Annotated in this window: 21 protein-coding genes and 3 tRNA genes; 8 read left to right on the plus strand and 16 right to left on the minus strand. The window is 67.0% G+C overall.

Annotated features, from left to right (window positions below; translation table 11 throughout):
- Positions 1-127: 127 nt before the first annotated feature.
- The 4 genes from ACO2Q5_RS06235 to ACO2Q5_RS06250 all read right to left on the minus strand — a co-directional run bounded on the left by ACO2Q5_RS06235 (position 128) and on the right by ACO2Q5_RS06250 (position 3,478).
- Entirely contained in the window at positions 128-1,012 is an 885-nt protein-coding gene (locus ACO2Q5_RS06235) for an NAD(P)/FAD-dependent oxidoreductase (RefSeq protein WP_423289013.1), read from the minus strand.
- A 2-nt stretch (positions 1,013-1,014) separates the two neighbouring features.
- Positions 1,015-1,461 carry an Rrf2 family transcriptional regulator gene (locus ACO2Q5_RS06240; protein ID WP_423289015.1) on the minus strand — a complete coding sequence of 149 codons (447 nt, stop codon included), beginning with the start codon at positions 1,459-1,461 and terminating at the stop codon, positions 1,015-1,017.
- A 63-nt stretch (positions 1,462-1,524) separates the two neighbouring features.
- Positions 1,525-2,199 (minus strand): ABC transporter ATP-binding protein, encoded by a 675-nt coding sequence (locus ACO2Q5_RS06245; protein ID WP_423289017.1) that lies wholly within the window; start codon positions 2,197-2,199, stop codon positions 1,525-1,527.
- Positions 2,192-3,478 carry a lipoprotein-releasing ABC transporter permease subunit gene (locus ACO2Q5_RS06250; protein ID WP_423289019.1) on the minus strand — a complete coding sequence of 429 codons (1,287 nt, stop codon included), beginning with the start codon at positions 3,476-3,478 and terminating at the stop codon, positions 2,192-2,194. The genes ACO2Q5_RS06245 and ACO2Q5_RS06250 overlap by 8 nt, the downstream gene beginning before the upstream one ends.
- 112 nt (positions 3,479-3,590) lie before the next feature.
- Here ACO2Q5_RS06250 and ACO2Q5_RS06255 point away from each other — a divergent pair, with 112 nt between their 5' ends.
- A complete protein-coding gene (locus tag ACO2Q5_RS06255; protein ID WP_423289021.1) occupies positions 3,591-4,601 on the plus strand; it encodes an NAD(P)-dependent alcohol dehydrogenase in 1,011 nt (336 codons plus the stop codon).
- Here ACO2Q5_RS06255 and trhA read toward each other — a convergent pair.
- Positions 4,565-5,230, minus strand: coding sequence for a PAQR family membrane homeostasis protein TrhA (trhA, locus tag ACO2Q5_RS06260; RefSeq protein ID WP_423289023.1), 666 nt, complete (start codon positions 5,228-5,230; stop codon positions 4,565-4,567). The two genes, ACO2Q5_RS06255 and trhA, sit on opposite strands and share 37 nt — an antisense overlap.
- A 332-nt stretch (positions 5,231-5,562) precedes the next feature.
- On the minus strand, positions 5,563-6,903 hold the full coding sequence (gene proS, locus ACO2Q5_RS06265; protein ID WP_423289025.1) for a proline--tRNA ligase: 1,341 nt from the start codon (positions 6,901-6,903) through the stop codon (positions 5,563-5,565).
- A gap of 226 nt (positions 6,904-7,129) precedes the next feature.
- Here proS and ACO2Q5_RS06270 point away from each other — a divergent pair, with 226 nt between their 5' ends.
- Positions 7,130-7,522: a c-type cytochrome gene (locus tag ACO2Q5_RS06270; RefSeq protein ID WP_423289027.1), complete on the plus strand. Its 393-nt coding sequence runs from the start codon at positions 7,130-7,132 to the stop codon at positions 7,520-7,522.
- Positions 7,523-7,674: 152 nt separating this feature from the next.
- Here the strand turns inward: ACO2Q5_RS06270 and ACO2Q5_RS06275 are convergent.
- A tRNA-Tyr gene (locus ACO2Q5_RS06275) sits at positions 7,675-7,758 on the minus strand.
- A 197-nt stretch (positions 7,759-7,955) separates the two neighbouring features.
- Here ACO2Q5_RS06275 and rlmB point away from each other — a divergent pair.
- Positions 7,956-8,732 (plus strand): 23S rRNA (guanosine(2251)-2'-O)-methyltransferase RlmB, encoded by a 777-nt coding sequence (gene rlmB / locus ACO2Q5_RS06280; RefSeq protein ID WP_423289029.1) that lies wholly within the window; start codon positions 7,956-7,958, stop codon positions 8,730-8,732.
- 164 nt (positions 8,733-8,896) lie between these two features.
- On the plus strand, positions 8,897-9,316 hold the full coding sequence (locus ACO2Q5_RS06285) for a CoA-binding protein (protein WP_423289031.1): 420 nt from the start codon (positions 8,897-8,899) through the stop codon (positions 9,314-9,316).
- A 134-nt stretch (positions 9,317-9,450) separates the two neighbouring features.
- On the opposite strand, the gene ACO2Q5_RS06290 is transcribed toward ACO2Q5_RS06285, so the two are convergent.
- The 4 genes from ACO2Q5_RS06290 to hisA all read right to left on the minus strand — a co-directional run bounded on the left by ACO2Q5_RS06290 (position 9,451) and on the right by hisA (position 11,883).
- Positions 9,451-9,762 (minus strand): phosphoribosyl-ATP diphosphatase, encoded by a 312-nt coding sequence (locus ACO2Q5_RS06290; RefSeq protein ID WP_423289033.1) that lies wholly within the window; start codon positions 9,760-9,762, stop codon positions 9,451-9,453.
- Positions 9,759-10,520, minus strand: a complete 762-nt coding sequence (gene hisF, locus ACO2Q5_RS06295; protein ID WP_423289035.1) for an imidazole glycerol phosphate synthase subunit HisF — start codon at positions 10,518-10,520, stop codon at positions 9,759-9,761. The genes ACO2Q5_RS06290 and hisF overlap by 4 nt, the downstream gene beginning before the upstream one ends.
- 56 nt (positions 10,521-10,576) lie before the next feature.
- Positions 10,577-11,032 (minus strand): DUF2867 domain-containing protein, encoded by a 456-nt coding sequence (locus ACO2Q5_RS06300; RefSeq protein WP_423289037.1) that lies wholly within the window; start codon positions 11,030-11,032, stop codon positions 10,577-10,579.
- Between the two features lie 131 nt (positions 11,033-11,163).
- Positions 11,164-11,883 carry a 1-(5-phosphoribosyl)-5-[(5-phosphoribosylamino)methylideneamino]imidazole-4-carboxamide isomerase gene (gene hisA / locus ACO2Q5_RS06305; RefSeq protein ID WP_423289039.1) on the minus strand — a complete coding sequence of 240 codons (720 nt, stop codon included), beginning with the start codon at positions 11,881-11,883 and terminating at the stop codon, positions 11,164-11,166.
- Between the two features lie 139 nt (positions 11,884-12,022).
- On the opposite strand from hisA, the gene ACO2Q5_RS06310 reads away from it, so the two are divergent.
- Together ACO2Q5_RS06310 and ACO2Q5_RS06315 are read left to right on the plus strand one after the other, a co-directional pair.
- Positions 12,023-12,415 (plus strand): DUF2147 domain-containing protein, encoded by a 393-nt coding sequence (locus ACO2Q5_RS06310; protein WP_423289041.1) that lies wholly within the window; start codon positions 12,023-12,025, stop codon positions 12,413-12,415.
- A gap of 75 nt (positions 12,416-12,490) precedes the next feature.
- Positions 12,491-12,718 carry an Ada metal-binding domain-containing protein gene (locus ACO2Q5_RS06315; protein ID WP_423289043.1) on the plus strand — a complete coding sequence of 76 codons (228 nt, stop codon included), beginning with the start codon at positions 12,491-12,493 and terminating at the stop codon, positions 12,716-12,718.
- A gap of 102 nt (positions 12,719-12,820) precedes the next feature.
- Here the strand turns inward: ACO2Q5_RS06315 and hisH are convergent, their stop codons facing one another.
- The 4 genes from hisH to ACO2Q5_RS06335 all read right to left on the minus strand — a co-directional run bounded on the left by hisH (position 12,821) and on the right by ACO2Q5_RS06335 (position 14,486).
- Positions 12,821-13,462: an imidazole glycerol phosphate synthase subunit HisH gene (gene hisH, locus ACO2Q5_RS06320; protein WP_423289045.1), complete on the minus strand. Its 642-nt coding sequence runs from the start codon at positions 13,460-13,462 to the stop codon at positions 12,821-12,823.
- On the minus strand, positions 13,462-14,049 hold the full coding sequence (hisB, locus tag ACO2Q5_RS06325) for an imidazoleglycerol-phosphate dehydratase HisB (RefSeq protein ID WP_423289047.1): 588 nt from the start codon (positions 14,047-14,049) through the stop codon (positions 13,462-13,464). The genes hisH and hisB overlap by 1 nt, the downstream gene beginning before the upstream one ends.
- Positions 14,050-14,171: 122 nt before the next feature.
- Positions 14,172-14,246: transfer RNA gene (locus ACO2Q5_RS06330), tRNA-Gly, on the minus strand.
- A 165-nt stretch (positions 14,247-14,411) separates the two neighbouring features.
- Positions 14,412-14,486, minus strand: a tRNA-Gly gene (locus ACO2Q5_RS06335).
- A gap of 223 nt (positions 14,487-14,709) precedes the next feature.
- Here ACO2Q5_RS06335 and ACO2Q5_RS06340 point away from each other — a divergent pair.
- The gene (locus ACO2Q5_RS06340) at positions 14,710-14,910 is read left to right on the plus strand and encodes a CsbD family protein (protein ID WP_423289049.1); all 201 of its coding nucleotides are present in this window, start codon (positions 14,710-14,712) and stop codon (positions 14,908-14,910) included.
- Between the two features lie 196 nt (positions 14,911-15,106).
- Here the strand turns inward: ACO2Q5_RS06340 and ACO2Q5_RS06345 are convergent, their stop codons facing one another.
- Positions 15,107-18,550, minus strand: coding sequence for a pyruvate carboxylase (locus ACO2Q5_RS06345; RefSeq protein ID WP_423289051.1), 3,444 nt, complete (start codon positions 18,548-18,550; stop codon positions 15,107-15,109).
- A 194-nt stretch (positions 18,551-18,744) separates the two neighbouring features.
- On the opposite strand from ACO2Q5_RS06345, the gene ACO2Q5_RS06350 reads away from it, so the two are divergent.
- The gene (locus tag ACO2Q5_RS06350) at positions 18,745-19,545 is read left to right on the plus strand and encodes a pyrroline-5-carboxylate reductase family protein (RefSeq protein ID WP_423289053.1); all 801 of its coding nucleotides are present in this window, start codon (positions 18,745-18,747) and stop codon (positions 19,543-19,545) included.
- Positions 19,546-19,574: the final 29 nt, after the last annotated feature.

A 19,574-nucleotide genomic window follows, 5' to 3' on the forward strand; every position in this document is an offset into this window, starting at 1 on the left:
TGCGGCCGTTCCGGCCCATCCTCCGATATTGCCCGGCCCGTCCCCCCGCGCAAGGGGAGGCGGGCCGGATGCGGCAATTCAGGACGGTTGATGGCAGGCAAGGGGGCGGGCCACGCCCGCGAACGGCTCAGGGGAACATCAGCGAGCGGTGGACGGTTGCCCCGGCCCAGGCGCCGTCGGCCACCGCCAGCGTCACTGAGTGCGGGGTCCGCGCCACGTCGCCACAGGCAAAGGCCCCGGGAATGCTGGTTTCCTTCATCGCATCCACGCGGATCTGGGTACCGAAGGGAGTCTCCTCCAATGCACAGCCCAGCCCGGCGGCCAGCGGGGTGGAGGGCTCACAGCGCGGGGCGGTGAACAATCCGGCAAAGACCGCGCGGCGACCGTCGGCCAGCAATACCTCGGCATCCCCCTCCAGCCCCAGGACCGGCACCGTCTCGATCCGGATCCCGCGCGCGGCCAGATCGGTGCAGAGTGCGGGGTCCTCTGGCGCGGGCTGGCCGTTCAGGAACAGCGTCACCGGTCCCCAGTCGGCCACCACCTGCGCCTGATGCACCGACATCGGCCCGGTGGCGATGACCCCCAGCGGACCTTCGCCCAGTTCGTAGCCGTGACAATAGGGGCAGTGGAATACCGATTGCCCCCAGCGTTCGGCCAGACCCGGCACCGCGGGCAGAATGTCGCGCAGCCCGGTGGCGAAGAGCAGGCGCGTGCCCCGGTGCACCTCGCCCGTGGCTAGGGTGACGGTGAAGGCGTCCTTCGTCCCGGCCACCGCGGTGGCACGACCGTCCACCCAGGTCAGCGTGGGATAGGCCATCAGCTGCGCCCGCGCGGTGGCGGCGATGGTGTCAGGCGGTACGCCGTCCTGCCCCAGAAACCCGTGCGAGGTGGAGGCAAAGCGGTTGCGCCGCAGCCCCTCGTCCACCACCAGCACCTTGCGGCGGGCACGCAGAAGCTGCAGGGCGGCGGCCATTCCGGCAAAACCACCCCCGATCACGATCAGGTCGTGCATGGTCAGTCCCTTTCCCTGTGTCGCACCCGGGCATGGCGCCGGGCGAAATCGGCGGCCAGATCCGCCAGCGTGATTTCGGCGAACCGGGCCAGAAGCAGCGCCTCGGCCCGGGTGAAGGCATCGTCCAGCGCGGCATTCACCGCCTGTTCGACAAGGCAATCGGGCGCCTCATGCCGGTTGCCGATGGCAAAGACGGCGGGTTCGCCCAGAAGGTCATGCAGCTGCCGCAGGGTGACCTGCGCCAGATCGGCCGAGATCCGCCAGCCGCCCGATGGCCCGCGGGCCGAGGCGACCAGCCCCGCCTCGCGCAGCAGGCCCATTGTGCGGCGCACCACGACCGGATGGGTCTGCATGCATTGGGCCAGCGTGTCGCTGGTCATGGGCTGGTCCTGCTCTGCCATATGCAGAAGGGCATGCAGGACACCGGAGAGGCGGCTGTCGCGTTTCATGTAACTTCAATTATTACGAATTAGCGTACAAGGCAAGCCCCCGCGCGACGCCAGTGCGGAGGGTCAGAGAACCCGGCCGCGCTCCAGCCGGACGATGCGGTCCATTCTGGCTGCAAGATCAAGGTTATGAGTGGCAATCAGGGCCGACATGCCGGTGTCGCGCACCAGTTCCATCAGCGCGGCAAAAACCGTGTCCGAGGTGCCGGGGTCGAGGTTCCCGGTCGGTTCATCCGCCAGCAGAAGCCGCGGCCCATTGGCCAGCGCCCGGCAGAAGGCCACCCGCTGCTGTTCCCCGCCTGACAGGGCGGCGGGGCGGTGGTCGGCGCGGGCGGCGACGCCCACCTTCTCCAGCAGGGACCGCGCGCGGGTCTCGGCCGTGCCGCGGGGGGTGCCGTTGGCAAGCTGGGGAATGACAATGTTTTCCAGCGCAGTGAATTCGGGCAGCAGGTGGTGGAACTGGTAGATGAACCCCACCTCGCGCCGCCGCGCCTCGGTCCGGGCGCGGTCGCCCAGGCCCCCCATCTCGCGCCCGTTCAGCCGCACCGTGCCGGTGTCCGGCGTGTCCAGCAGCCCCGCTATGTGCAGCAGCGTTGATTTCCCTGCGCCCGATGGGGCGACTAGTGCGACGACTTCCCCCGCCGCGACATGCAGCGATGCACCATGCAGCACCTGCACCGCATTGGGCTTGCCGCGGTTATAGCCCTTTTCGATCCCGTCCAGAACCAGAGTGTCATTCATAGCGCAGGGCCTCCACCGGGTTCATGCGGGCGGCGCGGCGGGCCGGGAAGATGGTGACGACAAAGGACAAGACCAAGGACAGGCTGACGGCCGAAAGCACGTCCTTCAGCTGCAGCTTGGCGGGCAGGCTGTAGATGCCGCGGATCGAGGGGTCCCAGACCTCGGCCCCGTTGATCCAGTTGATCGCGCTCATCACCTGATCAATGTAGGTGGCCAGCAGGCATCCAAGGATCAGCCCGCAGAGCGTGCCGATCACCCCGGTGAACGCCCCGCAGATGAAGAACACCCGCAGGACCGCCCCTTCGGTCAGGCCCATGGTGCGCAGGATGCCGATGTCGCGGCCCTTGTTCTTCACCAGCATGATCAGCCCCGAGACGATGTTCAGCGAGGCGATCAGGACGAGGATCGACAGGATCAGGAACATCACATTGTCTTCGATATCCAGCGCGCGCAGAAAGCTGCCCGCGCTGTCCTGCCATGTCCAGATCAGCGCATCGGGCCCGGCGGCATTCAGGATCGGCAGGGCATAGGCACCGATATTGTCGGGGTTCTGCACCGAAACCTCGATCTCATCGGCAAAGCCTTCGCGGTTGAAAAAGCTCTGCGCCTCGGTGAAGGGCAGGTAGATCCGGGTCTTGTCGATATCATAACGGCCCGAGTTGAAGATATAGACCACCTCATAGGCGTTTTGCCGTGGCGCCGATCCCATGGCGGTCTTGACGCCGGAGGGCGAGATGATCCGCACCCGGTCGCCCACACTGACGCCCAGATCGCGCGCGATGCCGGAGCCGAGCGCGATGCCGTTGCCGAAATTTTCAATGTCGCCAATGCCCTGCGCGTTGTCTCCGACGCGCGGGATGGTCTTCAGATCGGCGGGAGAGATGCCGAAAACCTCGGCCCCGGCGCTGTCCTGCCCGTCGCTGACCATCACCTGCGCCTTGATCAGGGGCGCGGCGCGGGTCACGCCCGGCACTTCGGCGATGCGGGCGGCCAGCGCCTCATAATCGGGAAATCCGCTGATCGACTGGCCGTTTTCGTCGGTGCGTTCGGTGGTGTAGACGGTCACATGGCCATTCGCGCCCAGGATCGTCTGCACGAATTCCTCGCGAAAGCCCGCGCGCACCGCCAGCGTCACGATCAGCGCAAAGACGGCCAGCGTGATACCGATCAGGCTGATCCATGTCATGACGCTGACACCGCCCTCGGCCCGTTTGGCGCGCAGATAGCGCCAGGCGATCATCCATTCGAAGGCGGCAAAGAGTTTGGTCGTGGCGGCCATGGGTCCGGTCTCTTGGGTCGCGCGGACCCTGACTTGGGCGCGGTGAAAGGTCAAGGAACGGGCGGACCTCGGGGTCCTGTTGCGGCACAGATTCGCGTGATCGGGGTGGGGAATGGCAGACTTGGCCCCGCCCCGCCGCCGGGGCCAGATGCCCGCCATGAAAGCCGCGCTTGCCCGGGCCTACGGCCCGCCCTCCGTCCTGACCGTGGACGAAATCCCCCTGCCACCCCTGCGGTCCGGGCAGGTGCATGTGCGGGTGACCGCGGCAGCGGTGACGGTGGGCGATGCGCGCATCCGGGCCGCGCGGGCGCCTGCGGGCCTGTCTTTCGGGCTGCGGCTGGCCTTTGGGCTATTCCGGCCCCGCCGTCCGGTTCTGGGCATGTTCTTCTGCGGCGTCGATCCGTCGGGCGCGCGGGTTCTGGGGAATACCGGCATGGCCATAGGCGCGCATGCAGAGGTGGTCGCGGTGGCGCCCGACCGCCTGCTGCCGGCGCCGCCGGGCCTTGGCGATTCCGAGGCGGTGGCACTGCTGTTCGGCGGGCTGACGGCGGCGGATTTTCTGATCGGCAAGGCCGCGGTCCAGAGCGGAGAGCGGGTGCTGGTCAACGGCGCCAGTGGCGAGGTGGGCTGTGCCGCGGTGCAGATCGCCCGGCATCTGGGGGCAGAGGTCACCGCAGTCTGCCGCCGCGAGAACCATGATTTCGTCCGTGGCCTTGGCGCGCAGGCGGTGTGGGACTATCGCGACGGCCCGCCCGCGGGGCAATGGGATGTGGTGATGGATGTGGCGGGGACGCTGCCTTGGGCACTGTCCCGGTCCTTGCTGGCGCCGGCCGGGCGGCTTTTGCCGGTGACGGCCAGCCTAGGCGCCATGCTGGGCGCGGCCCTGCGGCCCCGGCGCGGCACGCTGCGGGTCTTGCCCGCCACCACGGCGGACGGGCCGGAGGCGATGCGGCACCTGCTGGACCTTTATGCGCAGGGTGCGCTGCGGTCGGTTTTGGGCGCAACCTTCCCGCTGGACCAGATCGCCCGCGCCCATGCTCTGGCCGACAGCGGGCACAAGCGCGGCGCGGTCGTGGTTCTGATGGATCAGGCGGCGACAGAGACGGCAATCGCCGCGAAGTGAAGCCCCGCGGCCACCGCCACGAAGAGGTGCCAGATCGCGTTCTGGAACCGCAGCCGTTCCCACACATAGAAGGCCACCCCGGCGACATAGGTCACGCCACCCGCGACCAGCAGCCAGACCGAGACGGCGGGCAGCGCGGCGGTGACCGGCACGGCGGCGGCCACGCCGACCCAGCCCAGAAGGATATAGGCCAGGATCGACAGCCGGTCATAGCGGCCGGGCAGCAGCACCTTGACCAGAATACCGATGGCTGCTGCGACCCAGACCACGACACCCAGGGCCCAGGTCCAGGCCGGGCTGTCGAACTGCACGATGACGGCGGTATAGGTGCCCGCGATCATCACATAGATCATCGAATGGTCGAACCGGCGCAGCAGCCATTTCACCGCCGAGGGCGGGGCCATGTTATAAGCCAGCGAAAAGCCGAACATCAGGAAGAACCCGGCCGCATAGACCGCCAGCGCCGCGAAAATCCCTATGCCCGAATTGTTCAGCGCATGGGACAGCAGGAGCGGAAAGGCGATCAGCCCTGCCAGCAGCGCCAGCGCATGGACGATGCCGTCGGCGACAAGCTCCCCCTCGGAATAGGGGCGTTTCAGAAGGCGGCGGTGATAGTCGGGCAGGGTCATGCGATCAGGCTAAAGCTTTTGGGTTACCGGAGGATGACCTTAGAAACAGCATCGCCCGGCGGCCCCTGTCAACGAACAACCCCGTGCATGACGCAACGGAAAGGCGGGGCTTCGGGGATATGGGCGTACCCGCCGCGACCGGATGCCGCAGGGCGATCAGCAACGGGACCGGCAGCCGCCGGGGGCGGGCTGCGGGGCAGGCCGATGTTTCGCGCGTCGCCGGATCTGTGGCCTGCCTGACAATGGCGTTCATTAGGCCTGCGGCACGGGGCGGGGGCGCATGAAAAGGCCCGCCTCCGGAGGAAGCGGGCCTTGGGTCGGGTCGGCGCGCCTCAGGGATGGGCGGCGTAAATTTCCGCGATGCGGGCCACGGCGGCCTCGGGCGTCATCTCTTCCGACTGGCCGGTGCGGCGCGAGGTCAGTTCCACAACGCCATTGGTCAGACCGCGGGGGCCCACGGTGATGCGCCAGGGCAGGCCGATCAGGTCCATCGTGGCGAATTTCGCCCCCGCGCGTTCGTCGCGGTCATCGTAAAGCGGTTCCAGCCCGCGGGCCAGCAACGCCTTTTCCAGATCGGCGCAGGCGGCATCGGCCGCGGCATCGCCCTGCTTCAGGTTCACAAGGCCCACGGGGAAGGGCGTCACGCCCTCGGGCCAGATGATGCCCTTGTCGTCATGGCTCGCCTCGATGATGGCGCCCAGCAGGCGGCTGACGCCAATGCCGTGGCTGCCCATTTCGACCGGAACCTTGCTGCCGTCCTTGGTCACCACGGTGGCGCCCATGGATTCGGAATATTTGGTGCCGAAATAGAAGATCTGCCCCACCTCGATCCCGCGGCCCACCTTGCGGTGTTCCTCCGGGATCTGGTCGAAGAGGGCGCCGTCATGCGTCTCATCGGTGCGGGCATAAAGCGTGGTGAATTCCTCACACACGCCGGCCACCTGCGCGCGGTCGTCATAGTCGATCTCACGCTGGCCCAGCTTCAGCCCGGTCACGCGGTCATCGTAAAACACCTCCGACTCGCCGGTATTGGCCAGCACCAGGAATTCATGGGTGTTGTCGCCGCCGATGGGGCCCGAGGCCGCGCGCATCGGGATCGCGGTCAGGCCCATGCGTTCATAGGTGCGCAGATAGCTGACCATATGGCGATTATAGGCGTGCAGCGCCGCGTCGCGGTCCACGTCGAAATTGTAGCCGTCCTTCATCAGGAATTCGCGCCCGCGCATCACGCCAAAGCGGGGGCGCACCTCGTCGCGGAATTTCCACTGGATGTGATAGAGCGTCAGCGGCAGGTCTTTGTAAGACGAGACATGCGCGCGGAAGATGTCGGTGATCATCTCTTCGTTGGTGGGACCGTAGAGCATGTCGCGCTCGTGCCGGTCCTTGATGCGCAGCATTTCCTGACCGTAGTCGTCATAACGGCCCGACTCGCGCCACAGATCCGCCGGTTGCAGCGTCGGCATCAGAAGCGGGATATGCCCGGCGCGGATCTGCTCTTCATGCACGATCTGTTCGATCCGCTTCAGCACCCGATACCCCAAGGGCAGCCAGGAATAGATCCCCGCGGCCTGCTGTTTGATCATGCCGGCGCGCAGCATGTAGCGGTGCGAGACGATCTGCGCCTCAGCGGGATTTTCCTTCAGGACGGGCAGGAAATAGCGGGACAGACGCATCTTGGCCTCTTGGCAAGCAGGTTGGGGCAAGCAGGGTGGATTGGAACGGGTTCGGACGTTCCTAGCGGGTCGGGGCAGGATCGGCAAGTTTGCCCCGCCCGCTTTTGCCCGCCCGCTTTTGCCCGGCTGCTTTGTCCCGCTTGCGGCACGGGCCGCAGTTCCCTTTCCGGCCCGGCGCGCGCTATGTTGCGGTCAAAGCCAGCCCGCGCCTGCCAAGAGGTTTCCCATGCGTCCCGTCCTGCTTCTTTTGCCCCTCGCCCTTGCCGCCTGCCTGCCGCAGGACAAGCGCCCGACCGGGGCCGAGGATTTCACCACCTATTGTGCGGCCTGCCACGGGGCGGGCGGCATGGGCGATGGCGAACTGGCGGGCGGGCTGACGAAAAAGCCCGCGAATCTGACCACATTGGCCGCCCGCAACGGCGGCACCTTTCCCAAGACAAAGGTGATGGCCAAGATCTGGGGCTACACCGGCGGCAAGGACAGCCATGCGGTGATGCCGCAGTTCGGGCCGCTCCTCGAATCGGAGCTGGTGCCCTATGATGGCGGCGACGGGATCCAGACCCCCACGCCGGTGCGGCTGGTGCAGATCGCGGAATACCTCCAGACCCTGCAGCGCTAGAGGGAAGGCGGGCAGGCGGCCCCGGCCTCGGTGCAGCCGCCTGTGCATCCCGCCCCATCCCCTCTGGCGATGCGGGCGGGCCTGCGCCCCGGCCATGACCAAAAGGTGCAGCAAAGGCCGAAGCCTTTGGTTCTGCATCACTTTTGGAAAGATGGTGGGCGATCCTGGAATCGAACCAGGCATGAGTCGCCTCGGCGGAGTTACAGTCCGCTGCCACACCTTGTAGCATATCGCCCACTGAGGGCGGGGAATAGCCAAGGGGGCCGGGGGCGTCAAGAGGCGGAAGTCACCGAAATGCGAATATGCTGTCCCGCCGCCCTTCACCGCCGCCGCCCGGCCCCCGCGCGCCTTTGCGCTTGCGCTTTGCGCGCGTTTGGCCCTTCTGTCGGGCAAAGCGGCGGCCCGGCGAAGGGGCCGGAAACGGGGATTTGCGATGAAGAAACCGGCCTGGGTTGTCGATAAAGAGCGGAACCGCAAGGTCGAGGCGAAGGAAACGATCTGGCTGTTCGGCCTTCATGCGGTGCGCGACGCGCTGCTGAACCCCCGGCGGGAAAAGCTGCGGCTGATCGTCACCAAGAATGCGCTGGACAAGCTGGCCGAGGCGGTGGCCGCGTCGGGGATGGAACCCGAAGTGGTGGACCCGCGCAAATTCTCGGCGCCGATCGACGAAGGCTCTGTCCATCAGGGCGCCGCGCTTGAGGCGCGTCCGCTGGACTGGGGCAGCCTTGCCGATGTGGCGATCTCCGGTCAGGGGGCGCCCTTGGTGGTGCTGCTGGACCGGGTGACCGATCCGCATAACGTGGGCGCCGTCCTGCGTTCGGCCGAGGTGTTCGGCGCCCGCGCGGTGATCGCCCCGCGCCACCATTCGGCGCCGGAAACCGGGGCGCTGGCGAAAACCGCCTCCGGTGCGCTGGAGCGGCAACCCTATCTGCGGGTGACCAACCTCTCGGACGCCATGGCAGAGCTGAAGGATGCGGGCTATGTGCTGATCGGGCTGGACGGCGCGGTGGAAACCCCGCTTGCCGCCGCGCTGGCGGGGGCGGGCACCCGTCCGGTGGCGCTGGTGATGGGGGCCGAGGGGCCTGGCCTGCGCGAAAAGACGCGCGAGACCTGCGATGTGCTGGCCCGCATTCCGGCCGCGGGGGGATTCGGCAGCCTCAATGTCTCGAATGCGGCGGCGGTCTCGCTTTATGCCGCGGTGACCCGCTGATCACAGATGCGCGACGGCGTCTTTAATTCCGCGCTAGGGTTTCTAGATCACAGTCACAGGGTGTGGGACCGGAACCCCCGCGCCTTTGTCACTGTCCCTCGTTCCGCAACTTCGGCGCCCGGGCCCCATGCCTCGGGCGCCTTTTTCTGTCAGGGGAGGCCTGCATGAGCGACGATGCCACCATCCGCAGCGTTCTGACCGGGGCGAAGACCATCGCCGTCGTCGGCTGGTCGCCGAAAGAGGACCGGCCAAGCCATCGCGTCGCCGCCTTCCTGGCGGGGCGGGGCTACCGGGTGATCCCGGTCAACCCGGGACAGGCCGGGCAGATCGCCCTCGGCGCCACGGTCCGCGCCTCGCTTGCCGAGGTGGCGGAGAAGGACGGGCCGGTGGATATGGTGGACGTCTTCCGCCGCAGCGAGGAGGCGGGCGCCGTGGCGGATGAAGCCGTCGCCATCGGTGCAAAGGCGGTCTGGATGCAGCTGGGCGTCGTGAACGAAGCCGCTGCGGCCCGCGCCCGCGCCGCGGGATTGTCTGTGGTGATGGACCGCTGCCCGGCGATCGAAATTCCCCGCCTCGGACTGTGACGGAAGCCGCGGAAGGGGGCGCTGCCCCCTTCACCCCCGGGATATTTGCACCAGTATGAAAGCAGTCAGGTCTTTCATACTGGTCTAAATATCCCCGCCGGAGGCTCTGCCGCTGCGGCAGGGCGGGCGGGCTGTCAGGCTCGTGCCGCTTTTTCCGCGATGCCGGAGGTGCCTTCGCGCCGTTCCAGCTCTGCCAGAACCTCGGCCAGCGTGACATCGCGCGCGGTGAGCATGACGAGCAGGTGATAGATCACATCCGCCGCCTCGGCCGTCAGCTTCGTCCGGTCGCCCTTCACCGCCTCGATGATGGCCTCAACCGCCTCTTCGCCGAATTTCTCGGCGCATTTCTCGGGGCCCTTGGCCAGCAGCTTTGCCGTCCAGGAGGTGTCGGGATCGGCGCCCTTGCGGGATGCGATGGTGGCGGCAAGGCGGTCCAGCGTGGTCATGCAAGCCTCATCGGGATGCCGGCGGCGGCCATATGGGCCTTGGCCTCGGCGATGGTGAAGGTGCCGAAGTGGAAGATCGAGGCGGCGAGAACCGCCGAGGCATGGCCTTCGGTGATGCCTTCGACCAGATGGTCCAGCGTGCCCACCCCGCCCGAGGCGATGACCGGCACCGGCACGGCATCGGCGATGGCGCGGGTCAGCGGCAGGTTGAAGCCGGATTTGGTGCCGTCGCGGTCCATCGAGGTGAGGAGGATCTCCCCCGCGCCCTTGGCGGCCACGGTGCGGGCGAATTCGACCGCGTCGATGCCGGTGGGTTTGCGCCCGCCGTGGGTGAAGATTTCCCAGCGGCCCGGAGCCACTGTCTTGGCGTCGATGGCGACCACGATGCACTGGCTGCCGAAGCGGTCGGCGGCTTCGGCCACCACATCGGGATTGGCCACGGCGGCGGAGTTGAAGCTGACCTTGTCGGCCCCGGCCAGAAGCAGCGCGCGCACGTCCTGATGCGTGCGGACGCCGCCGCCCACGGTCAGCGGCACATAGATCTGTTCCGCCGCGCGGGTGACGAGATCGAACATCGTGCCGCGATTTTCATGGGTGGCGTGGATGTCGAGGAAGCAGATCTCATCCGCGCCGGCGCGGTCATAGGCGCGGGCCACCGCGACCGGGTCGCCCGCGTCGATCAGATTGACGAAATTCACGCCCTTGACGACGCGACCATCGGCCACGTCAAGGCAGGGGATGAGGCGGGTTTTCAGCATGGCGGCCCTCCGGCTGTCCCCCGTTTACGGCGCGGGCGCGGGCGGCGCAACCATGGCTATCGGCCGGGGGCCATGCGCCGGGCGGCACTGCGGGTGATCAGGATATGGAAGGGCATCACCGCCGCTAGATAGGCCCGGCCCGCAGGGTTGTGCGGATGCACCCAGGTGGAGAGAAAGAGCCGCTCCCCGTCGCGCAGGACGGCGATGCGGAAGTTCAGATGGCGGTCGTCGAAGCCGAGGACGCATTCGTCCGGCCCGTCTTTCTGCACCGGGAACATGCCAATCGCCTCCTGCCCGGCCTCCGGTCCGGTGCGCAGTCCGAAAGGCCGGACCAGAGCATTGCGCAGCCCGAGCAGCGCGCGCGCCCAGCCGGGCAGCGCCAGCGCCCGAAGCGCCGCCGCGCGCGGCGAGAGCGGGCTTTCGACCGAGGTGCAGTCGAGAAAATCGCCCGGACGGCAGAGGGACCAGAGGCTGCTTGTGGCGGGCAGGCGGTCGGTGCGGATGCGGGGCATGGTGTCCCTCCCAGAGGCGGGAGCAGGGTGGCATGTCCTGCGGGCGGCGCACAGCGGACGCAGCGTCGCAGGGGCGCTGCCCCTCTGGGCCTGCGGCCCATTCACCCCGGGATATTTCTGAACAGATGAATTCAGGCGGCGAGGGTTTTCAGGGCGGCGGCAAGGTCGATGGCGCCGTCATAAAGCGCGCGGCCCGAGATGGCACCGGCGATGATGCCGGTGTCCTTCAGCGCGATCAGGTCTTCCATGCGGGAGACGCCGCCCGAGGCAATCACCGGGATCGTCACGGCGCGGGCGAGGGCTTCGGTCGCGTCGATGTTCGGGCCCTGCATGGCGCCGTCGCGGTCGATGTCGGTGTAGATGATGGCCGCCACGCCCGCGTCTTCGAAGCTGCGGGCCAGATCGGTGGCCTGCACGGTGGTCTCTTCCGCCCAGCCCTTGGTCGCGACAAAGCCCTTGCGGGCGTCGATCCCTACAGCCACCTGTCCGGGGAAAGCGCGGGCCGCCTCGCGCACCAGCGCGGGGTTTTCCACCGCGACGGTGCCCAGAATCACCCGGGCGAGCCCCTTTTCCAGCCACATGGCGATGGTCGCCATATCGCGGATGCCGCCGCCCAGCTGGGCCGGGACCGACACGGCCTTCAGGATCGCCTCGACCGCGGCGGCATTGACCGGCTGGCCCGCGAAGGCGCCGTTCAGGTCAACAAGGTGCAGCCATGTGCAGCCCGCCTCCTGAAACTTCAGGGCCTGTGCGGCGGGATCGTCGCCGAAGACGGTGGCCGCGGACATTTCCCCCCGCAGGAGGCGCACGCATTTGCCGTCTTTCAGGTCGATGGCGGGATACAGGATCATCGGGGCCTCCGGTCGGTTGCGGCCTCCTTTGTCATGGGCGCGCCGCGAAGGGAAGGGCGCACGCGACCCCACGTCATACTTGATCGGCAGGCCCGAGGGCGCGCAGGATCGGCACAGCTTTCAGGAGGAGGAAGCCCCCATGAAGACATTTGCGCTTGCCGCCGTTCTGGCGGTTCTCGGCACCGCCGCCCTTGCCGCCGACCCGGTGGAGGGGACGTGGAAGACCAAGCCGGACGACAACGGCAACTTTGGCCATGTGCAGATCAAACCCTGTGGCCCGGCGTTCTGCGGCACGCTGGTCAAGGCCTTTGACGGGTCGGGCAAACAGATCGAAAGCCCCAATGTCGGCCGCCAGATCGTCTGGGACATGGTGGCCTATGGCGACGGGTTCTATGACGACGGCAAGGTCTATTCGCCCGACCGCGACAAGACCTACAATTCCGAGATGCAGCTCAGCGGCAACAGCCTGACCGTCAAGGGCTGCGTTCTGGGCATCTGCCGCGATGGCGGCACCTGGACGCGGGTGAAGTAACCGCGAATGCGCAGGCTCCGGGTCGCCCGATGGGGTGGTCCGGGGCAGGCTTGGGCCTCTGGACAGGGGGTGCCGATGAAACGATCAGAAGCGGGGCGCGCGGTCAGCGATGCCGAATGGGCGGATTTGCAGGCCAAACGTTCGACCGGGCTGGTCTGGGCGGTGGCAACGACCGGCATTCATTGCCGTGATGGCTGCGGTGGCCGACCCTTGCGCAAGAATTTGCGGGTGATGCCCAGCCGGGCTGCGGCCGAGGCGGCGGGGTTCCGCGCCTGCCTGCGCTGCGGTGGCGGGCCGGAATAGGGGCGGCAGAGACAGGTACAGGTGCAGTCTGCCGGGGCCGCGAAGCCGGGCCCTGGCGCTGTGAAGATCAGGGCAGGGCAGCCCCGTTTCCGGGGGCCGCCCTTACGGTGCCCAGTTCAGGAAGTTGGCGATGATGCGCAGCCCGGTGGCCGCGCTTTTCTCGGGGTGGAACTGGGTGCCGACGATGGTGTCCCGCCCCACGATGGCCGTCACATCCCCCGCATAATCGCAATGCGCCAGCCGCTGCGCCGGATCGGCCACGCGGAAGTGGTAGGAATGCACGAAATAGGCGTGATCGCCGGTCGTGACGCCCGCCAGAATCGGGTGGGGATGGTCGATCACCAGATCGTTCCAGCCCATATGCGGCACCTTCAGCGCGGGGTTGGCGGGGGTGATCCGCGCGACCTCTCCGCCGATCCAGCCGAAGCCGGGGGTGGGTTCATATTCCAGCCCGCGGTCGGCCAGCATCTGCATGCCGATGCAGATGCCCATGAAGGGTCGCCCTTTCACGGTGACGGCTTCGTCGATCGCCTCGAACAACCCGCCATGTTCGCCCAAAGCGCGGCGGCAGGCCGGGAAGGCGCCGTCGCCGGGCAGGACGATCCGGTCGGCGCGGGCCACATCCTCGGGCCGGGCGCTGACGATCACCTCGCCCGCGCCGGTCTCGGCCGCCATGCGCTGGAACGCCTTTTCGGCGGAGTGCAGGTTGCCCGACTCGTAATCGACCAGAACGGTCAGTCCCATCAGAGCGCGCCCTTGGTCGAGGGCAGGACACCCGCCATCCGCGGATCGGGCTCCACCGCCTCACGCAGGGCACGCGCCACGGCCTTGAAGGCGGCTTCGGCGATGTGGTGGCTGTTCAGGCCCCGGATCAGATCCACGTGCAGGGTGATCCCGCCATGGGTGGAGAATCCCTGAAAGAATTCCCGCACCAGTTCGGTGTCGAAGGTGCCGATCTTCTGGGTCGGGAAGGGGACCTCCCACGCCAGCCAGGGCCGGGCTGACAGGTCCAGCGCACAGGCGACCTGCGTGTCGTCCATCGCCAGCCGGAAATGGCCGTAGCGGCGGATGCCGCGCTTGTCGCCAAGCGCCTGCGCCATCGCCTGTCCAAGGGCGATGCCGGTATCCTCGACCGTGTGGTGATCGTCGATGTGCAGATCGCCGGTGGCCTTCACGGTGATGTCGATCAGCGAATGGCGGGCCAGCTGGTCCAGCATATGGTCGAAAAACCCGACGCCGGTCTTGCAGTCATACTTGCCGGTGCCGTCAAGATTGACCGAAACCTCGATCTGCGTCTCAGCGGTGGTGCGGGACAGGCTGGCCTTGCGCATGAGCGCCTCCGGACAAAGGGGCTATCGTGCAGGCGGAGTAACGCCTTGGCCCCGCTGCGGCAAGCCCCGGCAGGGCAGCAGAAACGCAAAGGGGCGCCCGATGGCGCCCCTTGCGGTTTCGTTGGAGCGGGCGATGAGATTCGAACTCACGACCCTAACCTTGGCAAGGTTATGCTCTACCCCTGAGCTACGCCCGCACTCCGTGGCGGGGTGATTAGCCGAAGCCGGAGGGGGGCGCAAGGGGGCTTTGCGCAGATTGCCGTGGCGGGGCGACCGGGTCTCCGTGCCATCTGCGGGGGCGCGGCAAAGCATGGTCTGGAAATGGAAAAGGCCGCCCGAAGGCGGCCATTCTTCATCCGGATTGGAGCGGGCGATGAGATTCGAACTCACGACCCTAACCTTGGCAAGGTTATGCTCTACCCCTGAGCTACGCCCGCACCCCGTTCCGGTAGCGGCGGATTTAGGGGATCGTCCGGATGGCCGCAAGGGGAAAAAGCGGGCCCGGACAGATTTTCCGCAGCGGTTTCCCGCGCCTGTCCGCAGGGGCGATCTCTCCGGCTGTCGATCGCTGCGGCCGGGAACCGTTTCCCGGTCATGACGTTATCCCAGCGAGACGGCGGAACGTCCCGCCGTCCTGTGCCAGTGCAAAGGAGATGCGTTATGAACAGCGATCAAATCCAGGGCAAATGGAAGCAGCTGAAGGGCGAGGCCAAGATCGCCTGGGGCAAGCTGACCGATGACGAACTGGACAAGGCCGAGGGCCGCGCCGACAAGCTGGCCGGCCTTGTGCAGGAGCGCTACGGCAAGTCCAAGGAAGAGGCCGAGAAGGAAGTGAAGAAGTTCTTCGACGGCCGCGCCTGAGGCATTTTGCCAAGCGTGGCAGGTCCGTAGATCAGAACCCTACGAATTAAGTCAGCCGCAAAGGTCCGATGGACCTGACGCGGGGCCAGCCTTCGCGGTGGGCCAAAGGAAAGGGGGGCAGTCGCCCCCCTTTTTGCATTTCTATCCCGCAGTAGTGCCGTCGCAGGAGAGGGCCGCGTGAGGCCCTCCGCGACGATCACTCCAGTTCGATCAGCAGGTCCTTCGCCTCGATCTGGCTGCCCGGCGTGGCATGGATCGCTTTCACCGTGGCCTCGCGGTCGGCATGCAGGCCGGTTTCCATCTTCATCGCCTCGATGGTCAGCAGGAGATCGCCCGCGCGCACCTTCTGGCCCGCGGTAACCGCGACCGAGGCGACGGCACCCGGCATCGGCGCGCCGATATGGGCGGGGTTGCCGTCCTGCGCCTTGGGCCGGGCGGCGGTCTTGGCCTTCACCGCACGGTTCGGCACCCGGATGGAGCGGGGCTGGCCGTTCAGGTCGAAGAACACCTTCACCTCGCCCGCGTCATCGGCCTCGCCCACGGTTTGCAGGCGGATTTCCAGCGTCTTGCCGGGGTCGATTTCGGCGGTGATCTCCTCGCCCGGCTCCATGCCGTAGAAGAAGGTCTTGGTCGGCAGCACGCGGACCGGGCCATAGGCCTTGTGGCGGCCCATATAGTCAAGGAAGACCTTGGGATACATCAGATATCCGTTCAGATCCTCATCATCGACGGTATAGCCGTTCAGATCGGCCGACAGCTTCGCCCGCACCTCTTCCAGATCGACGGGGGGCAGGGTCTCGCCCGGGCGGCCCGACAGCGGCGCCTCGCCCTTCAGCACCTTTTTCAGGATGCCCGCGGGCCAGCCGCCATGGGGCTGACCCAGATTGCCCTTCAGCATGTCGGCCACGCTGTCGGGGAAGGCCACATCGACGGCGGGGTCTTCGACCTGCGCGCGGGTCAGGCCCTGCGCCACCATCATCAGCGCCATGTCGCCCACCACCTTGGACGAGGGCGTGACCTTCACGATATCGCCGAACATCTGGTTCGCATCGGCATAGGCCTGCGCGACTTCGGGCCAGCGTTCTTCCAGCCCCAGAGACCGGGCCTGCGCCTTGAGATTGGTGAACTGGCCGCCGGGCATTTCGTGCAGGTAAACCTCGGATGCCGGCGCCGCGGTGCCGGATTCGAAGGCGGCATATTGCGCCCGCACATGTTCCCAATAGGTGGAGATTTCGCGCACCGCGCCGATGTCCAGCCCGGTGTCGCGGTCGGTGTGGCGCAAAGCCTCGACGATGGAGCCGAGGCAGGGCTGCGAGGTGCCGCCGGAGAAGGCGTCCATCGCCGCATCCACCGCATCCACGCCCGCGTCACAGGCCGCTAGAACCGTGGCCGCGGCCGCACCGCTGGTGTCATGGGTGTGGAAATGCACGGGCAGGCCGATTTCCTGCTTCAGCGCCTTGATCAGGATGCGGGCCGAGGCGGGCTTCAGCAGACCCGCCATATCCTTCAGCCCCAGAACATGCGCGCCCGCCGATTTCAGCTCTTTCGCGCGGTCGAGGTAGTATTTCAGGTCATATTTCGCGCGCGCCGGGTCCAGCAGGTCGCCGGTATAGCAGATGGTGCCTTCGCAGACCTTGTTCGCCTCCAGCACGGCATCCATGGCGACGCGCATGTTTTCAACCCAGTTGAGCGAGTCGAAGACGCGGAACACGTCCACCCCCGTCTCGGCCGCCTGCTTGACGAAGGACTGCACCACATTGTCGGGGTAGTTCGTATAGCCCACCCCGTTCGAGGCGCGCAGCAGCATCTGCGTCATCAGGTTGGGCATCGCCGCGCGCAGGTCGCGCAGCCGCTGCCACGGGCATTCCTGCAGGAAGCGGTAGGCCACGTCGAAGGTGGCGCCCCCCCAGCATTCCACGCTGAACAGCTGCGGCAGGTTGGCGGCATAGGCGGGGGCCACCTTGATCATGTCGATGCTGCGCATGCGGGTGGCCAGCAGCGACTGGTGCCCGTCGCGCATGGTGGTGTCGGTCAGCAGAACCTTGGTCTGCGCCTTCATCCAATCTGCCACCGCCTGCGGACCCTTTTGCTCCAGCAGGTTGCGGGTGCCTGTGGCGGGCGTCTCGGTGCGCAGCGCCGGGGGTTTGGGATCTTTCACCGCGGCAACCGGCTTCGGACGGCCCGCCGTCTCAGGGTGGCCGTTCACGGTGATGTCGGCGATATAGGTCAGGATCTTCGTCGCCCGGTCCCGCCGTTTCTTGAAGGCGAACAGCTCGGGCGTCGTGTCGATGAACTTGGTAGTATAGCTGTAGTCCACGAAGGTCGGGTGCTTCAGCAGGTTGATGACAAACTCGATATTCGTCGCCACACCGCGAATACGGAACTCTCTCAGGGCCCGGTCCATCCGCGAGATCGCCTTTTCCGGCGTCTGGGCATGGGCAGTTACCTTGACCAGCAGCGAATCGTAATAGCGGGTGATGACCCCACCCGCATAGGCGGTGCCGCCATCAAGGCGGATGCCGTTGCCGGTGGCTGACCGATAGGCGGTCAGGCGGCCATAGTCCGGGATGAAGTTGTTCAGCGGGTCTTCGGTGGTCACCCGGCACTGCACGGCATGGCCGTTCAGCTTCACATCCGCCTGCGAGGCGACGCCGGTAGCTTCAGCCAGCGACTTGCCTTCCTCGATCAGGATCTGGGCCTGCACGATGTCGATGCCGGTCACCTCTTCGGTGACGGTATGTTCGACCTGAACGCGCGGGTTCACTTCGATGAAGTAGAATTTCTGGCTGTCCATATCCATCAGGAATTCGACAGTGCCTGCGCATTCATAATCGACATGGGCGCAGATGCGCCGCGCCATCTCGCAGACTTCGGCGCGCTGTTCGTCGGTCAGATAGGGGGCGGGCGCGCGTTCGACGACCTTCTGGTTGCGCCGCTGCACGGTGCAGTCGCGTTCGAAAAGGTGCCAGACATTGCCCTGTTTGTCGCCCAGGATCTGCACCTCGACGTGGCGGGCGCGCAGGATCATCTTTTCCAGATAGCCCTCGCCATTGCCGAAGGCGGCCTCGGCTTCGCGCCGGCCTTCGCGGACCTTGGCTTCCAGTTCGTCCTCGTTCAGGATCGGGCGCATGCCGCGGCCGCCGCCGCCCCAGGACGCCTTCAGCATCAGCGGATAGCCGACTTCGGCGGCTTCCTTCTTGATGGCGGCGAAATCCTCGCCCAGCACCTCGGTCGCGGGGATGACGGGCACGCCCGCCTCGATCGCCACGCGGCGGGCGCTGGCCTTGTCGCCAAGGGCGCGCATCGTCTCGGCCCGCGGGCCGATGAAGGTGATCCCGGCCTTGTCGCAGGCATCCACGAAATCGGGGTTTTCCGAAAGAAGCCCATAGCCCGGATGGATTGCATCGGCGCCGGCCATGCGGGCCACGCGGATGATTTCGGGGATCGACAGATAGGCGCCCACCGGCGACAGGCCTTCGCCGATCAGATAGGCCTCATCCGCCTTGAAGCGGTGCAGCGACAGCTTGTCCTCTTCGGCATAGACGGCGACCGTCTTCTTGCCCATTTCATTGGCGGCACGCATCACGCGGATGGCGATTTCGCCCCGGTTCGCGATCAGGATTTTCTTGAATTCGGGCATGGTCGTCTCCCCAATGACTGGCCTGCTGCACGGGCACTCTAGGGCCGCTGCGGTGCAGCGCAAGGGCGGCCATGTCATAGAAATGCAAAGTTTGCGAAATATTCAGGCAGAGTTTTGCCGCTGCAAAGTTATCGGGCAGGGCCGTGGCAAAGGCCCGTGTTGCATGGGCCGCGGCTTCGGCGCAGGGTCGGGGCATGACACAGGGACCCGATCTGCATGCCGCCCCCTTGGGCATTGTCGGTGCCACCGGCTGGCTGGGGCAGGGGCTGGGGCTGAACCTCTTGCGCCGCGGCTGGCCTGCCGACCGGCTGGTGCTGCTGAACCGCTCTGGCCCGCAGCCCGCTTATGACGGGTTTCCGGTGGTCTGGGCACGCGACATGGCCGACCTTCTGGCGCTGTCCGGCCCCGTCGTCCTGTCCACCCGGCCCGAGGATTTTCCGCTGCCCGGATTCGTGCCCGGCAACCGGCTGCTGATCTCCTTCATGGCCGTGCACCGCATTGCCCATCTGGCCGCCTTGGCGCCTGAGGCGCGGATCGTGCGCGCCATGCCCAACGGCGCCGCGCCCGAGGGGCGGTCCTGGACGCCGTGGCTGGGCGATGTGGGAGGGGAGGATGCGGCGCTGGTCCGTCACCTTCTGTCCGCCATCGGTGACGAAGCGCGGGTGGAGACCGAGGATCAGATCGACATTCTGACCGCGCTGTCCGGCTCCGGCCCGGCCTATCCCGCGCTGCTGGCGCAGGCCCTGCTGGCCGCGGCGGCGGAGGCCGGGTTGCCCCCGCATCTGGCCCGCCCCGCGGTGGCGGCGGTGGTCAACGGCGCGGCGGCCGGGCTGCGGGTCGAGGAGGCGGAGACCGTGCTCGCCACCATGCAGGGCTACCGTGGCATTACCGCCGCCGGGCTGGATGCGGCCGAAACGGCGGGCTTCGGTCCGGCAGTGACTGCGGCGATCCGCGCTGCGGTGGCAAAAGCCCGCGCGTCGGGCCGTGAACAATAGAAGAACAACGCTTTCCCTTGCCCCGCAGC

The organism is Neotabrizicola sp. VNH66, from assembly GCF_049445895.1.
In the GTDB taxonomy this organism is placed as follows: domain Bacteria; phylum Pseudomonadota; class Alphaproteobacteria; order Rhodobacterales; family Rhodobacteraceae; genus Pseudogemmobacter.

Excerpts from the sequence above, each read along its gene's own strand:
- ACO2Q5_RS06235 (WP_423289013.1), bottom strand. The coding sequence starts at position 1,012 with ATGCACGACCTGATCGTGATCGGGGGTGGTTTTGCCGGAATGGCCGCC.
- ACO2Q5_RS06240 (WP_423289015.1), bottom strand. The coding sequence starts at position 1,461 with ATGAAACGCGACAGCCGCCTCTCCGGTGTCCTGCATGCCCTTCTGCAT.
- ACO2Q5_RS06245 (WP_423289017.1), bottom strand. The coding sequence starts at position 2,199 with ATGAATGACACTCTGGTTCTGGACGGGATCGAAAAGGGCTATAACCGC.
- ACO2Q5_RS06250 (WP_423289019.1), bottom strand. The coding sequence starts at position 3,478 with ATGGCCGCCACGACCAAACTCTTTGCCGCCTTCGAATGGATGATCGCC.
- ACO2Q5_RS06255 (WP_423289021.1), top strand. The coding sequence starts at position 3,591 with ATGGCAGACTTGGCCCCGCCCCGCCGCCGGGGCCAGATGCCCGCCATG.
- trhA (WP_423289023.1), bottom strand. The coding sequence starts at position 5,230 with ATGACCCTGCCCGACTATCACCGCCGCCTTCTGAAACGCCCCTATTCC.
- proS (WP_423289025.1), bottom strand. The coding sequence starts at position 6,903 with ATGCGTCTGTCCCGCTATTTCCTGCCCGTCCTGAAGGAAAATCCCGCT.
- ACO2Q5_RS06270 (WP_423289027.1), top strand. The coding sequence starts at position 7,130 with ATGCGTCCCGTCCTGCTTCTTTTGCCCCTCGCCCTTGCCGCCTGCCTG.
- rlmB (WP_423289029.1), top strand. The coding sequence starts at position 7,956 with ATGAAGAAACCGGCCTGGGTTGTCGATAAAGAGCGGAACCGCAAGGTC.
- ACO2Q5_RS06285 (WP_423289031.1), top strand. The coding sequence starts at position 8,897 with ATGAGCGACGATGCCACCATCCGCAGCGTTCTGACCGGGGCGAAGACC.
- ACO2Q5_RS06290 (WP_423289033.1), bottom strand. The coding sequence starts at position 9,762 with ATGACCACGCTGGACCGCCTTGCCGCCACCATCGCATCCCGCAAGGGC.
- hisF (WP_423289035.1), bottom strand. The coding sequence starts at position 10,520 with ATGCTGAAAACCCGCCTCATCCCCTGCCTTGACGTGGCCGATGGTCGC.
- ACO2Q5_RS06300 (WP_423289037.1), bottom strand. The coding sequence starts at position 11,032 with ATGCCCCGCATCCGCACCGACCGCCTGCCCGCCACAAGCAGCCTCTGG.
- hisA (WP_423289039.1), bottom strand. The coding sequence starts at position 11,883 with ATGATCCTGTATCCCGCCATCGACCTGAAAGACGGCAAATGCGTGCGC.
- ACO2Q5_RS06310 (WP_423289041.1), top strand. The coding sequence starts at position 12,023 with ATGAAGACATTTGCGCTTGCCGCCGTTCTGGCGGTTCTCGGCACCGCC.
- ACO2Q5_RS06315 (WP_423289043.1), top strand. The coding sequence starts at position 12,491 with ATGAAACGATCAGAAGCGGGGCGCGCGGTCAGCGATGCCGAATGGGCG.
- hisH (WP_423289045.1), bottom strand. The coding sequence starts at position 13,462 with ATGGGACTGACCGTTCTGGTCGATTACGAGTCGGGCAACCTGCACTCC.
- hisB (WP_423289047.1), bottom strand. The coding sequence starts at position 14,049 with ATGCGCAAGGCCAGCCTGTCCCGCACCACCGCTGAGACGCAGATCGAG.
- ACO2Q5_RS06340 (WP_423289049.1), top strand. The coding sequence starts at position 14,710 with ATGAACAGCGATCAAATCCAGGGCAAATGGAAGCAGCTGAAGGGCGAG.
- ACO2Q5_RS06345 (WP_423289051.1), bottom strand. The coding sequence starts at position 18,550 with ATGCCCGAATTCAAGAAAATCCTGATCGCGAACCGGGGCGAAATCGCC.
- ACO2Q5_RS06350 (WP_423289053.1), top strand. The coding sequence starts at position 18,745 with ATGACACAGGGACCCGATCTGCATGCCGCCCCCTTGGGCATTGTCGGT.